Origin of the sequence: Nocardia caishijiensis NBRC 108228, assembly GCF_001612825.1 — a bacterium.
Classification (GTDB): domain Bacteria; phylum Actinomycetota; class Actinomycetes; order Mycobacteriales; family Mycobacteriaceae; genus Nocardia; species Nocardia caishijiensis.
Map to the genome: position 1 here is coordinate 1 of NZ_BDBE01000015.1, position 16,783 is coordinate 16,783.

Genomic DNA, 16,783 nt, shown 5'->3' on the forward strand with positions numbered 1-16,783 from the left:
GACTCGAGTGGTGCCGGGTGGCTGGTAGTGCGGCAGGTTGCGGACTCGAGTGATGCTGTGAGGCCGGGAATGCGGCAGGTTGCGGACTCGAGTGATGCGTGGGCTGGAAAGTTGGTATGTGGCGGATCGAGTGATGCCGTGGGCTGGTGCGGCAGGTTGCGGGCCTGAGTGAGCCGTGGGCTGGTGGGGCAGGTTGCGGGCCTGAGTGAGCCGTGGGCTGGTGGGGCAGGTTGCGGGCCTGAGTGAGCCGTGGGCTGGTGGGGCAGGTTGCGGGCCCGAGTGAGCCGTGGGGCTGGGTGTGCCGCAGGTTGCGGACGCGAGTGGTGCCACGTGGGCTGTGGGAATGCGGTAGATGGCGGTCTCGGGTAGCGCCATGTGGCTGGCAGCGCGGTGGCGGGCACAGGTGATGCCGCGCGGCTAAGGAGTGCTCTGGGACCAGGTCAACTGCTCACCACGCAGTAGTGGCGGCATCGGTCGGGTAACTCCCGCCGGCACAGCGTGGTGGTCGACTGTCCAAGACTGCGGAAGGCCGTGGACCCGCGTGATTCCTGGTGGGGCGCGTGGCAAGCGGCGAGCTTTGGTGTACCGCGAGGTCGGGGTGCGGCAGGAGGCGGCGCCACGCTGGAATGGCGGTGAGGGCGGACCCGGGTGGGGCCATGTGGCCGGGAGCGAGGTCGCGGGCAGGGGTGGCGCTATGTGACCGCGAGCGGTAAGCGGCGGACTCGGGTGATACCACCTGGGCTGGAAGCGGTATGTGGCGGCCCGGGTGTGCCGGGTGGCTGGTGGTCGGTGACGGTCGACCCTGGTGGGAGAGCGCCGTTATGGCGGGGCCGGGGCACCTAGTCGCTGGGAGCCGGGGGCGGGCGGAGTCGGGGTCGAGTCCGCCCGCCGGGGCTTACGCTTTGTGGGGCTCGCTGGCGCGGAGCATGTCTTCGCGCTCGACGACCTTCACGCGTTCGCGGCCTTCGGGCTCGCCGAGGGCGCGCTCGTGGGCGTCGAGGCGGTACCAACCGGCCCAGGTGGTGAAGGGGATGCCCTTGCCCTCCAGGAACTCGGTGACGGCGTCCAGCTCCGGCTTCGGCGCGGGGGTGAAGCTCTTCGCGTCGTCGAGGAGGCAGGCGATGGTCTCGTTGGCGTCGCCCTTGGTGTGGCCGATGAGGCCGACGGGGCCGCGCTTGATCCAGCCGGTGACGTAGGTGGCGGGCATGAAGCGGTCGGCGCCCTCGGCGGCTTCGTCGGCGATCACGCGACCGGCCTCGTTGGGCACGGTGCCTGCCTGATCGTCGAACGGCAGCTGGTTGATGTTCTGCGACAGGTAGCCGACGGCGCGGTAGATGGCCTGTACGTCCCACTGCTTGAACTCGCCGGTGCCCTTGACGTTGCCGGTGCCGTCGAGCTGGGTGCGTTCGGTCTTGAGGCCGACGACCTTGCCGTTCTCGTCGCCGACGATCTCGGCGGGCGACTCGAAGAAGTGCAGGAACAGCTTGTGCGGGCGGTTGCCCTGGTCGCGGATGGCCCACTGCTCGAGGGTGTTGGCGACCATGTCGACCTGCTTGGAGTTGCGGCGCGCGGCCTCGGAACCCTCGTCGTAGTCGATGTCCTCGGGGTCGACGATCACCTCGATGGTCGGCGAGTGGTCGAGTTCGCGCAGCTCGAGGGGGGTGAACTTGGCCTGCGCGGGACCGCGACGCCCGAAGACGTGCACCTCGACGGCCTTGTTCTCCTTGAGACCCTTGTAGACGTTCGGCGGGATCTCGGTGGGCAGCAGTTCGTCGCCGGTCTTGGCGAGCACGCGCGCCACGTCGAGGGCCACGTTGCCGACGCCGAGCACGGCGACCTTCTCGGCATCCAGCGGCCACGAGCGCGGCACGTCGGGGTGTCCGTCGTACCAGGAGACGAAGTCGGCGGCACCGTAGGAACCGTCGAGGTCGATGCCGGGGATCGGCAGCGCGCGGTCGGCGTTGGCGCCGGTGGAGAAGATCACGGCGTCGTAGAACTGACGCAGGTCGTCGAGGGTGATGTCGGTGCCGTAGTCGATGTTGCCGAGCAGGCGCACCTGATCCTTGTCGAGCACCTTGTGCAGGGCGGTGATGATGCCCTTGATGCGCGGGTGATCGGGCGCGACGCCGTAGCGGATGAGACCGAAGGGCGCGGGCATGCGCTCGTAGAGGTCGATGCTGACCTCGGCGTCGGACTTCATCAACGCGTCGGCGGCGTAGATACCGGCCGGTCCCGCACCCACGATCGCGATGCGAAGCGGGCGAGTCGCTGTCTGTTCGGTCATTGTCTACGCGCACCCTTTGGTCGAGAAACGATGTGACGGCGTCAACTTAGCTTAGGCTAAGTCGGAAACCGGCTACCGGCCGCTGCCGTCCTCGTCGGCGGCAGGCCGTAATCAACGCGATTCTAGCTGCGGTGTTGCGGCAACCCGGCGCGCGGTGTAGCTGTCCGGCCCGGGTCTGTCAGGATTACCACATGAGCGAGGAGCAAACAGGCTCGGACGATCAGCCCATCGAGGTCGATCAGACCGACAAGCGGTCCATCGTCCCGTTCGTCGCGGCCGCGGTGATCGCGGTCGTCGTGCTCATCAGCATCGTCGTCGGCGGACTGCTCGCGCCCGCTGAGAAAAATGTCACAGAGGCCGACCGGCTCGCGGCCGCCGTCACCAACTATATCGACGCGCGCTCGCGCACCGACCAGCGTCCGCCGCCGGGGGTGGCGTGCCCCGGTTTCGACGAGGCGAAATCCGGCCTCACCGACCGGCTCGGCGGCCCGGAATCTGCGGCGACGATCGACAAGAAGGGCTTTTCCAACGCCACCGTCAACGGCAACCGGGGCAAGATCGACGCCACGGTTTCGGTCGGCGGCCAGTCGACGTCGAGCACCTGGAATCTCACCCGGGTCGACGGCACCTGGCTGGTGTGCACGCCCTGAGGGGTTTGACACGGTGACCAGTGCCGGGGCAATCTCAGATCGCAAGGTCATGAGTACCAGCGCCAAGCCCCGGCTCGCTGGTCGGCAACCCTCCTCCGCGGTGGGGTGCTCCGGGTGACGACCTGGCCGTGTGCTGGAAAACCGCCACGGCAAGAGCGGATTCACGCAGGAGGATCGACATGAGTTACGCCGGCGACATCACCCCTGAGAAGGCGTGGGAAATCCTGACCGAGCACCCCGACGCGGTGCTTGTCGACGTGCGCACCGAAGGCGAGTGGGCGCAGATCGGCATTCCCGACACCAGCTCCATCGAACGTCCCGCGCACTTCATCGAGTGGGTCGACGGCACCGGCGCGCGCAACCCGCGCTTCGGTGCGCAACTCGAACAGGTCCTCGCCGACCGCCCGGCCGACGCCCCCGTGGTGTTCCTGTGTCGCTCGGGTCAGCGCTCGGCGCACGCGGCGACGGTGGCCACCTCGGCGGGGATCACCCCGTCCTACAACGTGCTCGACGGTTTCGAGGGCGGCCTCGACGCGTTCGGGCAGCGCGGCAGCACCGGCTGGCGCGCCGTCGGCCTGCCGTGGCGCCAGGCATAAGGAGACTCGCATGATCACCGGTGGTTCCTTCGACAAGCCGCTGCCCGAAGGCGTCGGTCCCGCCACCCTGGGTGTGCGCGGTGGCCTGCGTCGTTCCGGATTCGACGAGACGTCCGAGGCGCTGTACCTGACTTCCGGCTTCGTCTACGAGAGCGCCGAGGCCGCCGAGGCCGCGTTCACCGGCGACGTGGAGCACTTCGTCTACTCGCGCTTCGGCAACCCGACGGTGGCCATGTTCGAGGAGCGCATCCGCCTGCTCGACGGCGCCGAGGCCGCGTTCGCGACCGCTTCGGGAATGTCGGCGGTCTTCACCGCGCTCGGCGCCTTGCTGAAGGCGGGCGACCGGCTCGTCGCCGCGCGCAGCCTGTTCGGTTCCTGCTTCGTGGTGTGCAACGAGATCCTGCCGCGCTGGGGCATCGAGACCGTCTTCGTCGACGGCGACGACCTCGACCAGTGGGAGCAGGCCCTGTCCGTGCCCACCCAGGCCGTCTTCTTCGAAACCCCCGCCAACCCGATGCAAACCCTCGTCGACGTGCGCAAGGTCAGCGAACTGGCCCATGCCGCAGGCGCGAAAGTGGTGCTGGACAACGTCTTCGCCACTCCGCTGCTGCAACGCGGTTTCGAGCTAGGCGCCGACGTGGTGGTCTATTCCGGCACCAAGCACATCGACGGCCAGGGCCGCGTCCTCGGCGGCGCCATCCTCGGCGCCAAGGACTACATCGATGGTCCGGTGAAAACCCTGATGCGCCATACCGGTCCGGCCCTGAGCCCGTTCAACGCCTGGACCTTGCTCAAGGGCTTGGAGACGATGCCGCTGCGCGTGCGTCAATCCACCGAATCGGCGCTGAAGGTCGCCGAATTCCTGGAGTCGAACAAGTCGGTCGAATGGGTGAAATACCCCTTCCTGCAGTCCCATCCGCAGCACGCTCTCGCCAAGGAGCAGATGACCGGCGGCGGCACCGTCGTGACCTTCGCCCTGCACGGCGACGACGGCAAGAAGCGCGCCTTCGAGGTCCTCAACCGCCTGCGCATCATCGACATCTCCAACAACCTCGGCGACGCCAAAACGATGATCACCCACCCCGCCACCACCACCCACCGAGCCATGGGCCCCGAAGGCCGCGCCTCCATCGGCCTCTCCGACGGCGTGGTCCGCATCTCGGTTGGTCTGGAAGACATCGAAGACCTCCTGGGCGACCTCGACCACGCGTTGAGCTGAGCCCGCTCGAACGGTGTCGACACCTCGACACCGAGTTGTCGGCGTCCGTATCGGACTGCTCGAGAACCGGGCGCCCTCCCGGCGCATAGCTGCGAGAGCGACCTCACCACTCGCCCTTGTCCGTCTCGAGCAGCTCATCGACGGCATCTGCCGTTCTGAGCGTATGCCTGGGGGTCGCGCTTGTATCGGCGGCACCGGCCACCTTGCGTGGGATGATCTGCGTCGAGGAGACGGCAGGCACGATGAAACCGATCCGGTGGTTGTGACGGGTCAGCTCATAGACTTCGCCCGCTTCGACGTCGGCCACCACGGTGGGCAGGTGCTGCCCGAGCTCGTCGGCGCTGATCGATTTCATGTCTCCAAGTTAGGCGTTCGCCTCAGCCCGCCGGATCAGCGAGTCCAAGTCCAGCGGCCGTCGCGTGTCGCCAGGCTAGGCTCGTTGAGTGAGCTCTGGGGGAGTGTCGCGACCTGTGACCGTTTTCTATCCATCCGCGCTGCGATCAGCGGCGATGGTGGTGGGGTCGGTGATCTTCGTCGCGATCGGCGTGTGGGTTGTGTCGAGCGATGATGTGCCCTTGGTGCCGTTGGTCGCGGGCATCGTAGGGATCCCGATGTTCTCCGCTGCCGGAGTCTTCTTTCTCGGACGATTGATCCGGCGGCGGCCGGAATTGGTCTTGTCCGACGCCGGGCTTGTGCATCGGCAGAGCGGATCGCTGGCGTGGCACGAGGTGGCCCATGCGAGAGTCTTCGTCCAGCGGCCCTCGGCGGGGTCCAAGGTGCGCTATGTCCAGATCGGTCTGCGTGATCCACAGGCTTACTACGCACGCAGCTCATGGTGGTTGCGGCTGATGGTGAAGGCCAACAACAAGCTCGGCTACGGCGATCTGAACCTGGCGGAATCCATGCTCGGCGCCTCGGCCGAAGAGGTTATCCGTGCGATGCGCCGTCACTACCCTGAGCTGGTTGTCGTCCCCTAGTCAGGCGCCGCCGGATTCGGGTCCGTTGTGCCGGGCACCACCATCGGGGGTGCCCGGCCGGATCGGCTCAGACCTTGTCCACCTCACCGTTGGACAACGCCTTCTGCAGGGAGTTGAAGACGGTCAAGCCCTGGCCGACCATCCCGTTGACCAGTTCGCTCACCCCGTCGGGCCCGTTGAGAACGGTGAGATTCGCGTTGGCGAGACCGTGCGAGGCCTGGCGGACGATCTCGGGAAGCTGCTCGATGAGCAACTGGTCCAGGGCGATGCGGTTGTTGGACGCCGCGGCCTCGGCCTGGATGCGGGTGCGGTCGGCTTCCGCCTCGGCGAGGATGCGGACCCGTTCCGCCTCGGCGAGTGCGGGTTTCACGACTTCGGCCTGAAGTTCCTGCTCGCGCAGTTCGGCGTTCTTGCGGGCCTGTTCGGCCTGCGCGGTGAGCACTTCCTGCCGGGCGACGGCGTCGGCGAGCGGACCCGCCTGCGCCGCTTCGGCATTGGCCTTGTCGATGTCGCGCTGGTACTGCGCCTTGAGCAGTGAGGTCTCGCGTTCGTATTCGGCGCGGCGGCGCAGCGATTCCTGTTCGGCCTCGGCGGCGCGCTGAGCGGCCTGAGCCTGGGCGATCTGGGCGTCGCGCTGCACGGCCGCGTTGTGCGGGGCGGCGAGGGCCTCGATGTAGCCGAGGTTGCCGTCGTCGATGGACTGGATCTGGAACGAATCGACCCACAGGCCGATATTGCTCATCTCCACCTTCGACGCGATGAGCACCTCGTCGGCCAGCTTCTGGCGTTCGCGGATGATCTCCTCGACAGTCATCGAGCCGACGATCGAGCGTAGGTGACCGGAGAAGATGCGGCCCGTGAGCACCGACATCTCCTTCTCCTGCTCGGACAGAAACCGTTGCGCCGCATTGACGATCGACTGGGTGTCGTTGGCCACCTTGAACGCGATCACCGCCCGCACGTCGAGCTGGATCGCCTGCTTGGTGACGCAGCGTTCCCGGATCTCGGATTCGAACATGGCCAGCGACAGGTAGCTGACCTTGCGGAACAGCGGAATCACCCAGGTGCCGCGACCGATGATCACCTTGAACGGCGCGTTGTCCTTGACCTTGGCGCCACTGACCAGCATCGCCTCGTCGGGATCAGGAACGTGATAGCCCAGCATCTGAGCCTCCCTTGCTTTCAGTTGTCTTACGGCTGTCGCGGTGTGAGCGGTATCCACGGAACGACATCGACGAGCCTGCCCGGACGCACCGCGACGATCAGTACGGTGGCGCCCGCCTCGATCGGTTCCTCGGCGCAGGCGAGATACAGCTCGGTGCCGCCTCGAATGGCGACGAGTACTTCGCCGAGTGCCCCGGCGGCACGGATCGGTGAGGTGATGGTGCCGGTCAGCCCCTGCACCGGGTCGGTCATCGTGGCGAACTCCCTTGTCTCGCACCCGTTGTGCGTCAGCCTACGGAGCGGCGCCTGTCAGCGGCTAGCAAGATTCTTATTGACAGTATGCTGTCAATAATGACAGCATACTGTCATGACAAAGAAGACAGTTCACGTAGCCGTGTACGACACCCTGTCCGACTGGGAAGTCGGCGCGGCGACGGTCAACATCGCCGACGACTCCTGGCACCGCGAACCGGGGCGCTTCGAGGTGGCGACGGTCGGGCTCACGACCGCGCCCGTCACCACCGCCGGACGCCTGCGGGTCACCCCCGACCTGGCCCTGGCCGACATCGACCCCGCCGACAGTGCGATGCTGATCCTGCCCGGCGCCGACCTGTGGGACGCGGGCGACGACCTCGCGCCCTTCGCCCGCGCGGCACGCGCGTTTCTCGCGGCGGGCGTACCTGTCGCGGCGATCTGTGGTGCCACCCTCGGACTCGCGAAGGAGGGTCTGCTCGACGCTCGTCCGCACACCAGCAACGCCGCCGAATACCTTGCCTCCAGCGGCTATTCGGGTGCGGCGCACTATGTCGATGCCGCGGCGGTGACCGACGGTGACCTCATCACCGCCGACGCCATGTCCCCGTTCGAGTTCGCGCGCGAGATCTTCGCCCGCCTCGATCTCTTCGAACCGCAGGTACTCGACGCCTGGTATCAACTGTTCGGGCACAAGGACCCCAGCGCGTACTACGCGCTCGCCGAAAACGTGGGCGGGCAAGCGGATTGAACGCCGAACAGCGGCTCCTCGACGCAGCCGCGCTAACCGTCTACCGCCTCAACGGCCAATTCCTCGCTCTCGGTGACGAATTGGCGTCCCCGGCGGGAATCTCGGTGGCCTGGTGGCAGGTGATGGCCGCGGTGGAACATCAACCGCAACCGGTCGCCGGGATCGCCCGCGCCATCGGCATCACCCGGCAGAGCGTGCAGCGGGTGGCCGATATCCTGGTCGACAAGGGACTGTGCGAATACCGGCCGAACCCGGCACACAAACGGGCCAAACTGGTCGCGATCAGCGAGCAGGGCGAGGCCGCTATCCGCCGCATCGACCCACAGCACGAAGTCCTGGCCCGCCGCCTCGCCGCCGCCCTCGGCCCCGCCGACTTCGCCGCAACCGTCGACACCCTCACCCGGTTGGCCGCGGCGCTGGACTCGATCAGCTCGGAGACACCCGTGGACTGACGACGCCATCGACCACCCCGATCGCCCGAACCTCGTGCGCCGTCTCGGGGTTCACAGCTCCACGAACGGCGTGCGAGTGCGATTGAGCAGGTCGGCGACCGAATCGACCACCAGGGTCGGCCGGAAGGGGTACTTCTCGACCGAGGTCTTGGTGGAGATGCCAGAGGTGACGAGGACCGTCCGCATACCCGCCTCGAGACCCGCGATCACATCGGTATCCATCCGGTCGCCGATCATCACCGTCGACTGCGAGTGCGCGCCGATGCGCCGCAGCGCCGAGCGCATCATCAGCGGATTCGGTTTGCCCACGTAGTAGGGGTCCTTGCCGGTGGCCCGGGTGATCAGGGCGGCCACCGACCCCGTGGCGGGCAGCACCCCGTCGCGGGAGGGGCCGGTGGCGTCGGGGTTGGTGGCGATGAACTTCGCGCCACGGTCGACCAAGCGGATCGCCGTGGTGATGGCCTCGAACGAGTAGGTACGGGTCTCGCCGAGCACCACGTAGTCGGGGTCGCTGTCGGTGAGGACGTAGCCGATCTCGTGCAATGCCGTGGTCAGTCCCGATTCACCGACCACGTATGCGGTGCCGTTGGGGCGCTGGTCGTCGAGGAAGGTGGCGGTGGCCAGCGCCGAGGTCCAGATCGACTCCTCGGGGATGTCGAGGCCGGTGTGGCGCAGTCGGGCCTGCAGATCACGCGGGGTCCGGATCGAGTTGTTGGTCAACACGAGGAACGGGATCTCGTTCTCGCGCAGTTCGGCCAGGAACTCGTCGGCACCCGGGATCAACTGGTCCTCGTGCACCAGTACGCCGTCCATATCGGTCAGATACGACAAGATCTGCTCATCCTTGGCGGTCACCAGCTAATCATCCGCTAAAACCGGGCGCGGTGGGCGACGAAACGGTGACGGTGCGAATCGCGCGCCGCGCGCTAGGGTCGAGGAGGCAGCGGTCAGCGGAGGAACAGGAGTGGCTGGAATGGTCGATCTCAAGCTCGGGTACAAGGCATCGGCGGAGCAGTTCGGACCGCGAGAGCTGGTCGAGTTGGCGGTGGCCGCCGAGCAGCACGGGCTCGACAGCGCCACCGTGAGCGATCACTTCCAGCCCTGGCGCCACAACGGCGGCCACGCCCCGTTCTCACTGGCCTGGCTCGCGGCCGCTGGCGAGCGCACCGACCGCATCATGCTCGGCACCTCCGTGCTCACCCCGACCTTCCGCTACAACCCGGCGGTGATCGCGCAGGCCTTCGCCACCTTCGGCTGCCTGTACCCGGGCCGGGTGATGCTCGGTGTCGGTACCGGTGAGGCCCTCAACGAGATCGCCACCGGATACAAGGGCGAATGGCCCGACTTCAAGGAGCGTTTCGCGCGCCTGCGTGAGGCTGTGCGCCTGATGCGTGAACTGTGGCTCGGCGACCGCGTCGACTTCGACGGGGAGTACTACCACACCGTCGGCGCCTCGATCTACGACGTGCCCAAGGACGGCATCCCGGTCTACATCGCGGCGGGCGGTCCGGTGGTCGCCAGGTACGCGGGCCGCGCGGGCGACGGTTTCATCTGCACCTCCGGCAAGGGCATGGACCTCTACACCGAGAAGTTGCTGCCCGCCGTCGCCGAGGGCGCGGCCAAGGCCGAGCGTGATCTGTCCGCGATCGACAAGATGATCGAGATCAAGATCTCCTACGACACCGATCCCGAACTCGCCCTCGAGAACACGCGCTTCTGGGCGCCGTTGTCGCTGACCCCCCAGCAGAAGCACGACATCACCGACCCGATCGAAATGGAAGCGGCCGCCGACGCGCTGCCCATCGAACAGGTCGCCAAGCGCTGGATCGTCGCGAGCGACCCCGACGAGGCCGTCGCCCAGATCAAGCCCTACCTCGACGCGGGCCTCAACCACCTGGTCTTCCACGCCCCCGGCCACGACCAGCTCCGCTTCCTCGACCTCTTCCAGCGCGACCTGGCCCCCCGCCTCCGCGCGCTGGGCTGAGCCCGCCGGACAGCTGATCACCACGCTCCGGTGGCGGCATCAGCCGAACGTCACCAGAGCATGGTGATCGACTGTCGCGGGGTCAGGCCCGGCGGAGGGCGAAGATGCGCAGGTCGCGGGTGGTTCGGTCGCGATAGGCGGCATACGCGCCGGTGATCTCGACGAAGCGGGCGAAGATCGCCTCTTTGTCGGTGTCCGGGACGAGAGTGGCCGTCACGGGAATGCGCTCGCCCGCGATCGCGACCGTCGCTTCGGGATTCGCGAGCAGGTTCGCGGTCCATGCGGGGTGCCTGGCCTGGCCGAAATTGGAGCCGACGACATAGAGGGTGTCGCCGTCGTGGACATAGAGCAGCGGCTGGGTGCGTGGCTGTCCGGATTTACGGCCGATGGTGGTCAGCAGGATCACCGGTGCGCCGATGGGCCCGAGCACGGTGTACCTGGCATCGGTGCGTTCGAGCACGGCCCGATCGAGCGGGGTCAGGGTGCGGATGAGCAGCGAGCCCGGCTTGGTCGCGGCGAAACGATTGGCGGCGCGGGACAACAGGTTCGTGCGCGAACCCCAGAGGCGATCCGGGAACTGCGGTGTCATGGGCGGACTATAACCGCGAGGATCACGCCACACCGAACCCCCGGATCGCCGCCGATTAACTAAGCTCGCGAGCATGGTCGAACCAGCGCCGTCCACCGTGTACATCGCCTCGCCCGAGGGCGACACCGGAAAATCTACGGTCGCCCTCGGTGTCCTGCAGATGTTGTGCGCCACGACAGCGCGCGTCGGAGTGTTCCGGCCGATCACCCGGTCGGCCACCGCCCCCGACTACATCCTCGAACTGCTGCTCGAGCACAGCACCGCCGACATCGGCTACGAACAGGCCGTCGGCGTCAGCTACGAGGACGTGCACCGCGACCCCGACGCCGCGATCAGCGAGATCGTGATGCGGTTCCACGATGTGGCCAAGGCCTGCGACGCGGTCGTGATCGTCGGCAGCGACTACACCGATGTCGCCAGTCCGAGCGAATTGCGCTACAACGCGCGCATCGCCGTAAACCTCGGCGCCCCGGTGCTGTTGGTGGTGCGTGGCGCCGAACGCACGCCCGCCGAGGTGAAACAGCTCGTCGAACTCTGCGAGAGCGAACTCACCGGTGAACACGCACAACTCGTCGCGGTGATCGCCAACCGCTGCGAACCCGACAGCATCGACGGAATCGCCACCGCCCTGGCCGATTTCGACGTCCCCTCGTGGACGCTGCCCGAAGTGCCGCTGCTGATGGCACCCACCATGGGCGAACTGTGCGCGGCCATCGACGGCGAAATCTACAGCGGTGACCCGGAATTGCTGCAGCGTGAGGCGCTGCGCATCATGGTCGGCGGCATGACGGCCGAGCACATCCTCGAACGACTCTCCGACGGTGTGGTGGTGATCGCCCCCGGTGACCGCTCCGACGTGTTGCTCGGTGTGATGAACGCCCATGAGGCAGCGGGCTTTCCGTCGCTGGCGGGGGTCATCATGAACGGTGGCATCCGGCCGCACCCGGCCATCGCCCGGCTGATGGAAGGGTTGCAGCCCAAGCTGCCGATCCTCACCACCGAGCTCGGCACCTACGACACCGCGAGCGCGGTGCACCGCACCCGTGGTCGCATGTGGGCGGGCAGCCCGCTCAAGGTCGACACCGCCCTCGCCCTCATGGAACAGCGCGTCGACGCGGCCGCCCTGCTCGAACGCGTCCAGGTGCCGTCCTCGACGGTGGTCACCCCACAGATGTTCGAGTACCGCCTCATCGAACGTGCCCGCTCCGACCGCAAACGCATCGTGCTGCCCGAAGGCGACGACGACCGCATCCTGCGTGCCGCCGGTCGCGTCCTGCAGCGCAAGATCGCCGACCTGACCATCCTCGGTGACGAGTCCGCCGTGCGTTCCCGCGCCGCCGAACTCGGCGTCGACATCGCCGCCGCCCAGGTACTCGACCCACGCACCTCCGGCTACCTCGACGAATTCGCCGCCGAGTACACCGAATTGCGCAAGCACAAGGGCATGAACCTCGAGCGGGCCCGCGAGACCATGGCCGACATCTCGTACTTCGGCACCATGATGGTCTACAAGGGCATCGCCGACGGCATGGTCTCCGGCGCCGCGCACACCACCGCGCACACCATCCGGCCCTCCTTCGAGATCATCAAGACCACACCCGGTGTCTCCACCGTGTCGAGCGTGTTCCTGATGTGTCTGGCCGACCGGGTGCTCGCCTACGGCGACTGCGCCGTCGTACCCGACCCCACCTCCGAACAGCTCGCCGACATCGCCGTGTCCTCGGCGGCGACGGCGGCCCGGTTCGGGATCGAGCCACGAGTGGCGATGCTGTCGTACTCGACGGGCGCATCGGGGACCGGTGCCGATGTCGACAAGGTCCGTGCCGCTACCGAATTCGTGCGCGAGCGGTCCCCGGAGCTGCCGGTCGAGGGACCCATCCAGTACGACGCGGCCATCGAGCCCGCGGTGGCAAGCGCGAAGATGCCCGATTCCGCGGTGGCGGGCAAGGCGACGGTTTTCGTCTTCCCCGATCTCAATACCGGCAACAACACCTACAAGGCGGTACAGCGCAGCGCCGGTGCCGTCGCCATCGGTCCGGTGCTGCAGGGTCTGCGCAAGCCGGTCAACGATCTGTCGCGTGGCGCACTGGTGGCCGACATCGTCAACACCGTGGCGATCACCGCCATCCAAGCGCAGGGAGACGCGAATGAGTGACCTGGTCCTGGTACTGAACTCCGGGTCGTCGTCCATCAAATACCAGCTGCTGCACGCGGATTCGGGCGAGGTGGTGGCCTCCGGTCTGGCCGAGAAGATCGGCGAGGCCCACGGTGGGCGCATCGCGCACGAGAGTGGCGGGCGCGAACTGGTGCACGACGGGCCGATCGCCGACCACCGCGACGGGTTGCGGCAGGCCTTCGAGATGTTCCGGGAGACCGGCATCGACCTGACCACGGTCGGTGTGGGGGCGGTCGGGCACCGGGTGGTGCACGGCGGCGAGGTGTTCTGGGAGCCGACCATCGTCACCGACGACGTGCTCACCACCATCCGCGACCTGTCCGAGCTCGCCCCGCTGCACAACCCCGCCAACGCCGTCGGTATCGAGTCGACCAGGGAGCTGCTGCCCGGCATCCCGCAGGTCGCCGTGTTCGACACCGCTTTCTTCCACGGCCTGCCCGATGCCGCCAAGACCTACGCGATCGATGCGAAAGTCGCTGCGGCGCACGGTATTCGCAAGTACGGTTTCCACGGCACCTCGCATCAGTACGTGTCGGAGAAGGCCGCCGAGTTCCTGGGACGCGACTACCGCGAGTTGAACCAGGTCGTGTTCCATCTCGGCAACGGTGCGTCCGCGTCGGCGATCCGCGGTGGCGTCGCGGTCGACACCACCATGGGGATGACGCCGCTCGAAGGTCTGGTGATGGGCACCCGTCCCGGCGATCTCGACCCCGGCATCGTGCCGCACCTGGTGCGGGTGGCCGACCTCGACCTGACGCAGGTGGAGCAGCTGCTCAACCGCGATTCCGGGCTCAAAGGGATGTCGGGGGTCAACGACTTCCGTGAGCTGAGCCAGCTCGTCGAAAAAGGCGACGCGGCAGCGAAATTGGCCTACGACGTCTACATTCACCGCCTGCGCCGCTACCTGGGCGCGTACCTGGTCGAGCTCGGCTCGGTCGACGTCATCGTCTTCACCGCGGGTGTCGGCGAGAACGCCGCGAACGTGCGTGCGGACGCCCTCGCCGGTCTCACGGGCCTCGGTATCGAGGTCGATCCGGGCCGCAACGAGACCCGGACGCCCGGAGTCCGCCGCATCTCCCCGGAGTTCTCCCCGGTCGAGGTCCTGGTCGTCCCAACCAACGAAGAACTCGCCATCGCCCGGGCCGCCCACGCCCTGACACGGTAACTCGCGGGAGCCAGCAGCCGCCGATCGCTCAGAACCAGGTTTTGGCGCGCAGGGAGTTGGCCAGGTCGATCAGGGCGTAGCGGTGGGTGCGGTCGGCGGCGTTGCGGGCCAGGGCGCGTAGGCCGGATTCGGTGCCGTCGCGCAGGTCGCGCTCGTCGAAGGGGCGCCCGAAGAGCTTGGCGTCCTTGCGCTTCGGGGAGTTGCCCGCCTGCAACCAGGCCAGCGCCGTGCCCTGCACCAGGGTCCGCATGAGCGTGGCGCGGTGCTCGCCGAGCGGGACGGACTGGGCGCGCGAGGCGGCCAGACGCAGCACCTGCTCGTCCAGATCCACCACGTGGGCGCTGGTGAGCAGCAGCAGAATCGCCGTCGTCTTGGCGGTGGTGAAGTGACGCGAGGCGGCCGGAACCTCGTCGAGGGCGTGCACGGCCTCACCGACCCGCCCTGCCACCGCCAACTGCCTGGCCAAGCCGAAGGCGGCACTCACCACGGCCCGGTCGGTGCGCCACACCGTGTCGTAATAGCGTTCCGCGAAGCCACGCCACTGTTCGGGCTCCGGGGAATCCCAGTGCTGCAGCACGAGTTCCGCCGTCGCGGCGAGCGCGAGCTTGGGCGCGATCTCGCCGGGCAGCACGCGAAGCACCTCCTCGAACGAGTCGAACGCGGCCTCGTAATCGAGTTCGAGCAGATGCGCCTGCCCGGCGAACCAGTCTGTGCGCCAATCGGAATCGCTCGCGACCCGCTCGAGCAGGTGCAGCACGGCGGCCGATTCGCCGAGCTCGAGCCGGGCGCGAACCTCGGCGAAAAGGAGTTCCCCGGCCAGGGTTTCCGGCGCGTTGTCGGGATCGGCCTCGGCGCGCTCGCGGGCGTCGTGCAGGGCTTCCAGAACGCGCTCGGGTTCGGGGTTCGCGGTCGCGGCGAGCAGTGGCGCCGCCGGGTCGGCCGGGTCGATCAGCGGAATAGGCAGCGCCGCGACCACTTCGCGCGAATCCAGCAGGGGAGAGCGGCCGACACCGTCGAGGTAGGCGTCGGTCTGGCTGATCAGCTCTTCGGTGCCGAAACTGGTGCGCTGTGGACTGAATACTGTGGACAGCTGGGGATGTTCGGTGTCGGTGTCCTTGGCGAGGATCTCGCGCAGCACACCGGCCAGCTGCGCCGACATCGCCCGTGCCGACGGGAAGCGCCGGTCCGGGTCGGTATCGGTCGCGGTGAGCAGGAAGCGGTGGAAGAACTCGTGGCGGGCGAGGACGGGTTCGTCGGCCGGGTCGGGGAGCCCGTCGAGGTAGCGGCCGTGCTCACTGGGCAGGTGCAGGGTGAGCGCGGCGAGCGTGCGGCCGACGGTGTAGACGTCGGAGGCGGGCGTCGGCCCGGTCCGCGCGATCTCCGGTGCCTGGAAACCCTTGGTGCCGTAAAGGTTTCCGTACGCTTCGATGGTGGCGACGGCGCCGAGGTCGATGAGCTTCACCTGGTCCTCGGTGACCATCACATTGTCGGGCTTCAGATCGTTGTAGGTGAGGCCGATCGAATGCAGGTGCTCGAGCGCGGGCAGTACCTCGAGCACATAGGCGATGGCCTCGGCGACCGGCATCCGTTCACCGTGCGGGCGGGCATCGAGGATGTCGCGCAACGACTTTCCGCCCACGTACTCCATGACGATGTAGCCGATGCTCGACCCGTCGCCCGCCGTGTGTTCGACGAAGTTGTGGATCTTGACGATGCTCGGGTGCGCCACCTCGGCCAGGAACTGCCGCTCGGCCACCGCCACAGCCTGCGCTTCGGCGTCACCCGCGTGCAACAGGCCCTTGAGCACCACCCAGCGGTCGCTGACATTGCGGTCGATCGCGAGGTAGATCCAGCCGAGCCCGCCGTGCGCGATGCAACCCTGGATCTCGTACTGTCCGGCCACCATGTCGCCCTCGTGCAGCGACGGCCGGAAATCGTAGGCGGCACCGCAGGTTCGGCACTCACCACTGCTCGACGCCGCCCGCGCCGGAGTCGACCGCCCGACCGGGTCCCCACACCGCCAGCAGAACCGCCGCCCCTCCGACACCACCGGATCGGTGAGCACCGCGTCCCGAGGATCGGCCGGAGTGACGGTCGGAATCGGCACCAATCCGGCACCCAACCGCCGCGTCGGCCGCGACCGCGCCGTCCGCACACTCCGCCCCGACCGCACCGTCGCCCCGGACCCCGATTCCACCGGCACAGCAGCGCGCTCCGCCGCCTGCGTGGCCGCCGCGGACCCCGAACTCGGCGCGCGTTCCGCCGCTTGCGTGGCTGCCGCGGCCCCCGACCTTTCGGAACTCGGCGCGCGTTCCGCCGCCTGCGTGGGCGCCGCGGACCCCGTCTTCTCGGAAGTCGGCGCACGGTGTGCTGCCTGTGTGGCTGCCGCGCCTCCCGACTCCACTGGATTCGGCGCGGGTTTCGCTGCTTGTGTGGCTGCGTACGCACCCAACTCGGCCGCACTGAACTGGTCGGTTCGCAGTTCCGCCTGCGTATCCGCGAGGTCATCCCCGGGTGCCCGGAA

General features: G+C 67.8%; 16 protein-coding genes and 1 riboswitch. Of the genes, 9 read left to right on the plus strand and 7 right to left on the minus strand.

Annotated elements, in window-relative coordinates; genetic code table 11:
• Positions 1-895 precede the first annotated feature (895 nt).
• Positions 896-2,284, minus strand: coding sequence for an FAD-dependent oxidoreductase (locus NC7_RS03890; protein WP_067978881.1), 1,389 nt, complete (start codon positions 2,282-2,284; stop codon positions 896-898).
• A gap of 191 nt (positions 2,285-2,475) precedes the next feature.
• On the opposite strand from NC7_RS03890, the gene NC7_RS03895 reads away from it, so the two are divergent.
• The 3 genes from NC7_RS03895 (at position 2,476) to NC7_RS03905 (ending at position 4,749) form a co-directional block, all read left to right on the plus strand.
• Positions 2,476-2,934, plus strand: a complete 459-nt coding sequence (locus NC7_RS03895) for an Rv0361 family membrane protein (protein ID WP_067978883.1) — start codon at positions 2,476-2,478, stop codon at positions 2,932-2,934.
• 45 nt (positions 2,935-2,979) lie between these two features.
• Positions 2,980-3,096, plus strand: a riboswitch (SAM riboswitch).
• Positions 3,097-3,113: 17 nt separating this feature from the next.
• On the plus strand, positions 3,114-3,530 hold the full coding sequence (locus NC7_RS03900; protein WP_067978887.1) for a rhodanese-like domain-containing protein: 417 nt from the start codon (positions 3,114-3,116) through the stop codon (positions 3,528-3,530).
• 10 nt (positions 3,531-3,540) lie between these two features.
• Positions 3,541-4,749, plus strand: a complete 1,209-nt coding sequence (locus NC7_RS03905; protein WP_067978890.1) for an O-succinylhomoserine sulfhydrylase — start codon at positions 3,541-3,543, stop codon at positions 4,747-4,749.
• Positions 4,750-4,852: 103 nt separating this feature from the next.
• Here the strand turns inward: NC7_RS03905 and NC7_RS29990 are convergent, their stop codons facing one another.
• The gene (locus NC7_RS29990) at positions 4,853-5,104 is read right to left on the minus strand and encodes a type II toxin-antitoxin system Phd/YefM family antitoxin (RefSeq protein ID WP_067978892.1); all 252 of its coding nucleotides are present in this window, start codon (positions 5,102-5,104) and stop codon (positions 4,853-4,855) included.
• 154 nt (positions 5,105-5,258) lie between these two features.
• Between NC7_RS29990 and NC7_RS03915 the strand changes: the two genes are divergently transcribed.
• Positions 5,259-5,726, plus strand: coding sequence for an STM3941 family protein (locus NC7_RS03915; RefSeq protein WP_067978894.1), 468 nt, complete (start codon positions 5,259-5,261; stop codon positions 5,724-5,726).
• Positions 5,727-5,793: 67 nt separating this feature from the next.
• Here NC7_RS03915 and NC7_RS03920 read toward each other — a convergent pair whose 3' ends face one another.
• A complete protein-coding gene (locus NC7_RS03920; RefSeq protein ID WP_067978899.1) occupies positions 5,794-6,891 on the minus strand; it encodes an SPFH domain-containing protein in 1,098 nt (365 codons plus the stop codon).
• Between the two features lie 26 nt (positions 6,892-6,917).
• Positions 6,918-7,142 (minus strand): NfeD C-terminal domain-containing protein, encoded by a 225-nt coding sequence (locus NC7_RS03925; RefSeq protein ID WP_067978901.1) that lies wholly within the window; start codon positions 7,140-7,142, stop codon positions 6,918-6,920.
• A gap of 115 nt (positions 7,143-7,257) precedes the next feature.
• Between NC7_RS03925 and NC7_RS03930 the strand changes: the two genes are divergently transcribed.
• A complete protein-coding gene (locus tag NC7_RS03930) occupies positions 7,258-7,893 on the plus strand; it encodes a DJ-1/PfpI family protein (RefSeq protein WP_084457917.1) in 636 nt (211 codons plus the stop codon).
• Entirely contained in the window at positions 7,890-8,345 is a 456-nt protein-coding gene (locus NC7_RS03935; RefSeq protein WP_067978907.1) for a MarR family winged helix-turn-helix transcriptional regulator, read from the plus strand. The genes NC7_RS03930 and NC7_RS03935 overlap by 4 nt, the downstream gene beginning before the upstream one ends.
• Positions 8,346-8,396: 51 nt before the next feature.
• On the opposite strand, the gene NC7_RS03940 is transcribed toward NC7_RS03935, so the two are convergent.
• Positions 8,397-9,158 (minus strand): HAD-IIA family hydrolase, encoded by a 762-nt coding sequence (locus NC7_RS03940; protein ID WP_444979992.1) that lies wholly within the window; start codon positions 9,156-9,158, stop codon positions 8,397-8,399.
• Positions 9,159-9,318: 160 nt separating this feature from the next.
• Between NC7_RS03940 and fgd the strand changes: the two genes are divergently transcribed.
• The gene (gene fgd / locus NC7_RS03945; protein WP_067978914.1) at positions 9,319-10,329 is read left to right on the plus strand and encodes a glucose-6-phosphate dehydrogenase (coenzyme-F420); all 1,011 of its coding nucleotides are present in this window, start codon (positions 9,319-9,321) and stop codon (positions 10,327-10,329) included.
• An 82-nt stretch (positions 10,330-10,411) separates the two neighbouring features.
• Here fgd and NC7_RS03950 read toward each other — a convergent pair whose 3' ends face one another.
• A complete protein-coding gene (locus NC7_RS03950) occupies positions 10,412-10,918 on the minus strand; it encodes a nitroreductase family deazaflavin-dependent oxidoreductase (RefSeq protein ID WP_067978917.1) in 507 nt (168 codons plus the stop codon).
• A gap of 73 nt (positions 10,919-10,991) precedes the next feature.
• Here NC7_RS03950 and pta point away from each other — a divergent pair, with 73 nt between their 5' ends.
• Together pta and NC7_RS03960 are read left to right on the plus strand one after the other, a co-directional pair.
• Positions 10,992-13,073 carry a phosphate acetyltransferase gene (gene pta / locus NC7_RS03955; RefSeq protein WP_067978921.1) on the plus strand — a complete coding sequence of 694 codons (2,082 nt, stop codon included), beginning with the start codon at positions 10,992-10,994 and terminating at the stop codon, positions 13,071-13,073.
• Positions 13,066-14,259, plus strand: coding sequence for an acetate kinase (locus NC7_RS03960; RefSeq protein ID WP_067978923.1), 1,194 nt, complete (start codon positions 13,066-13,068; stop codon positions 14,257-14,259). Before pta ends, NC7_RS03960 begins: the two co-directional genes overlap by 8 nt.
• A 28-nt stretch (positions 14,260-14,287) precedes the next feature.
• Here the strand turns inward: NC7_RS03960 and NC7_RS03965 are convergent, their stop codons facing one another.
• Positions 14,288-16,663 (minus strand): serine/threonine-protein kinase, encoded by a 2,376-nt coding sequence (locus NC7_RS03965; RefSeq protein WP_084457919.1) that lies wholly within the window; start codon positions 16,661-16,663, stop codon positions 14,288-14,290.
• Positions 16,664-16,783 lie beyond the last annotated feature (120 nt).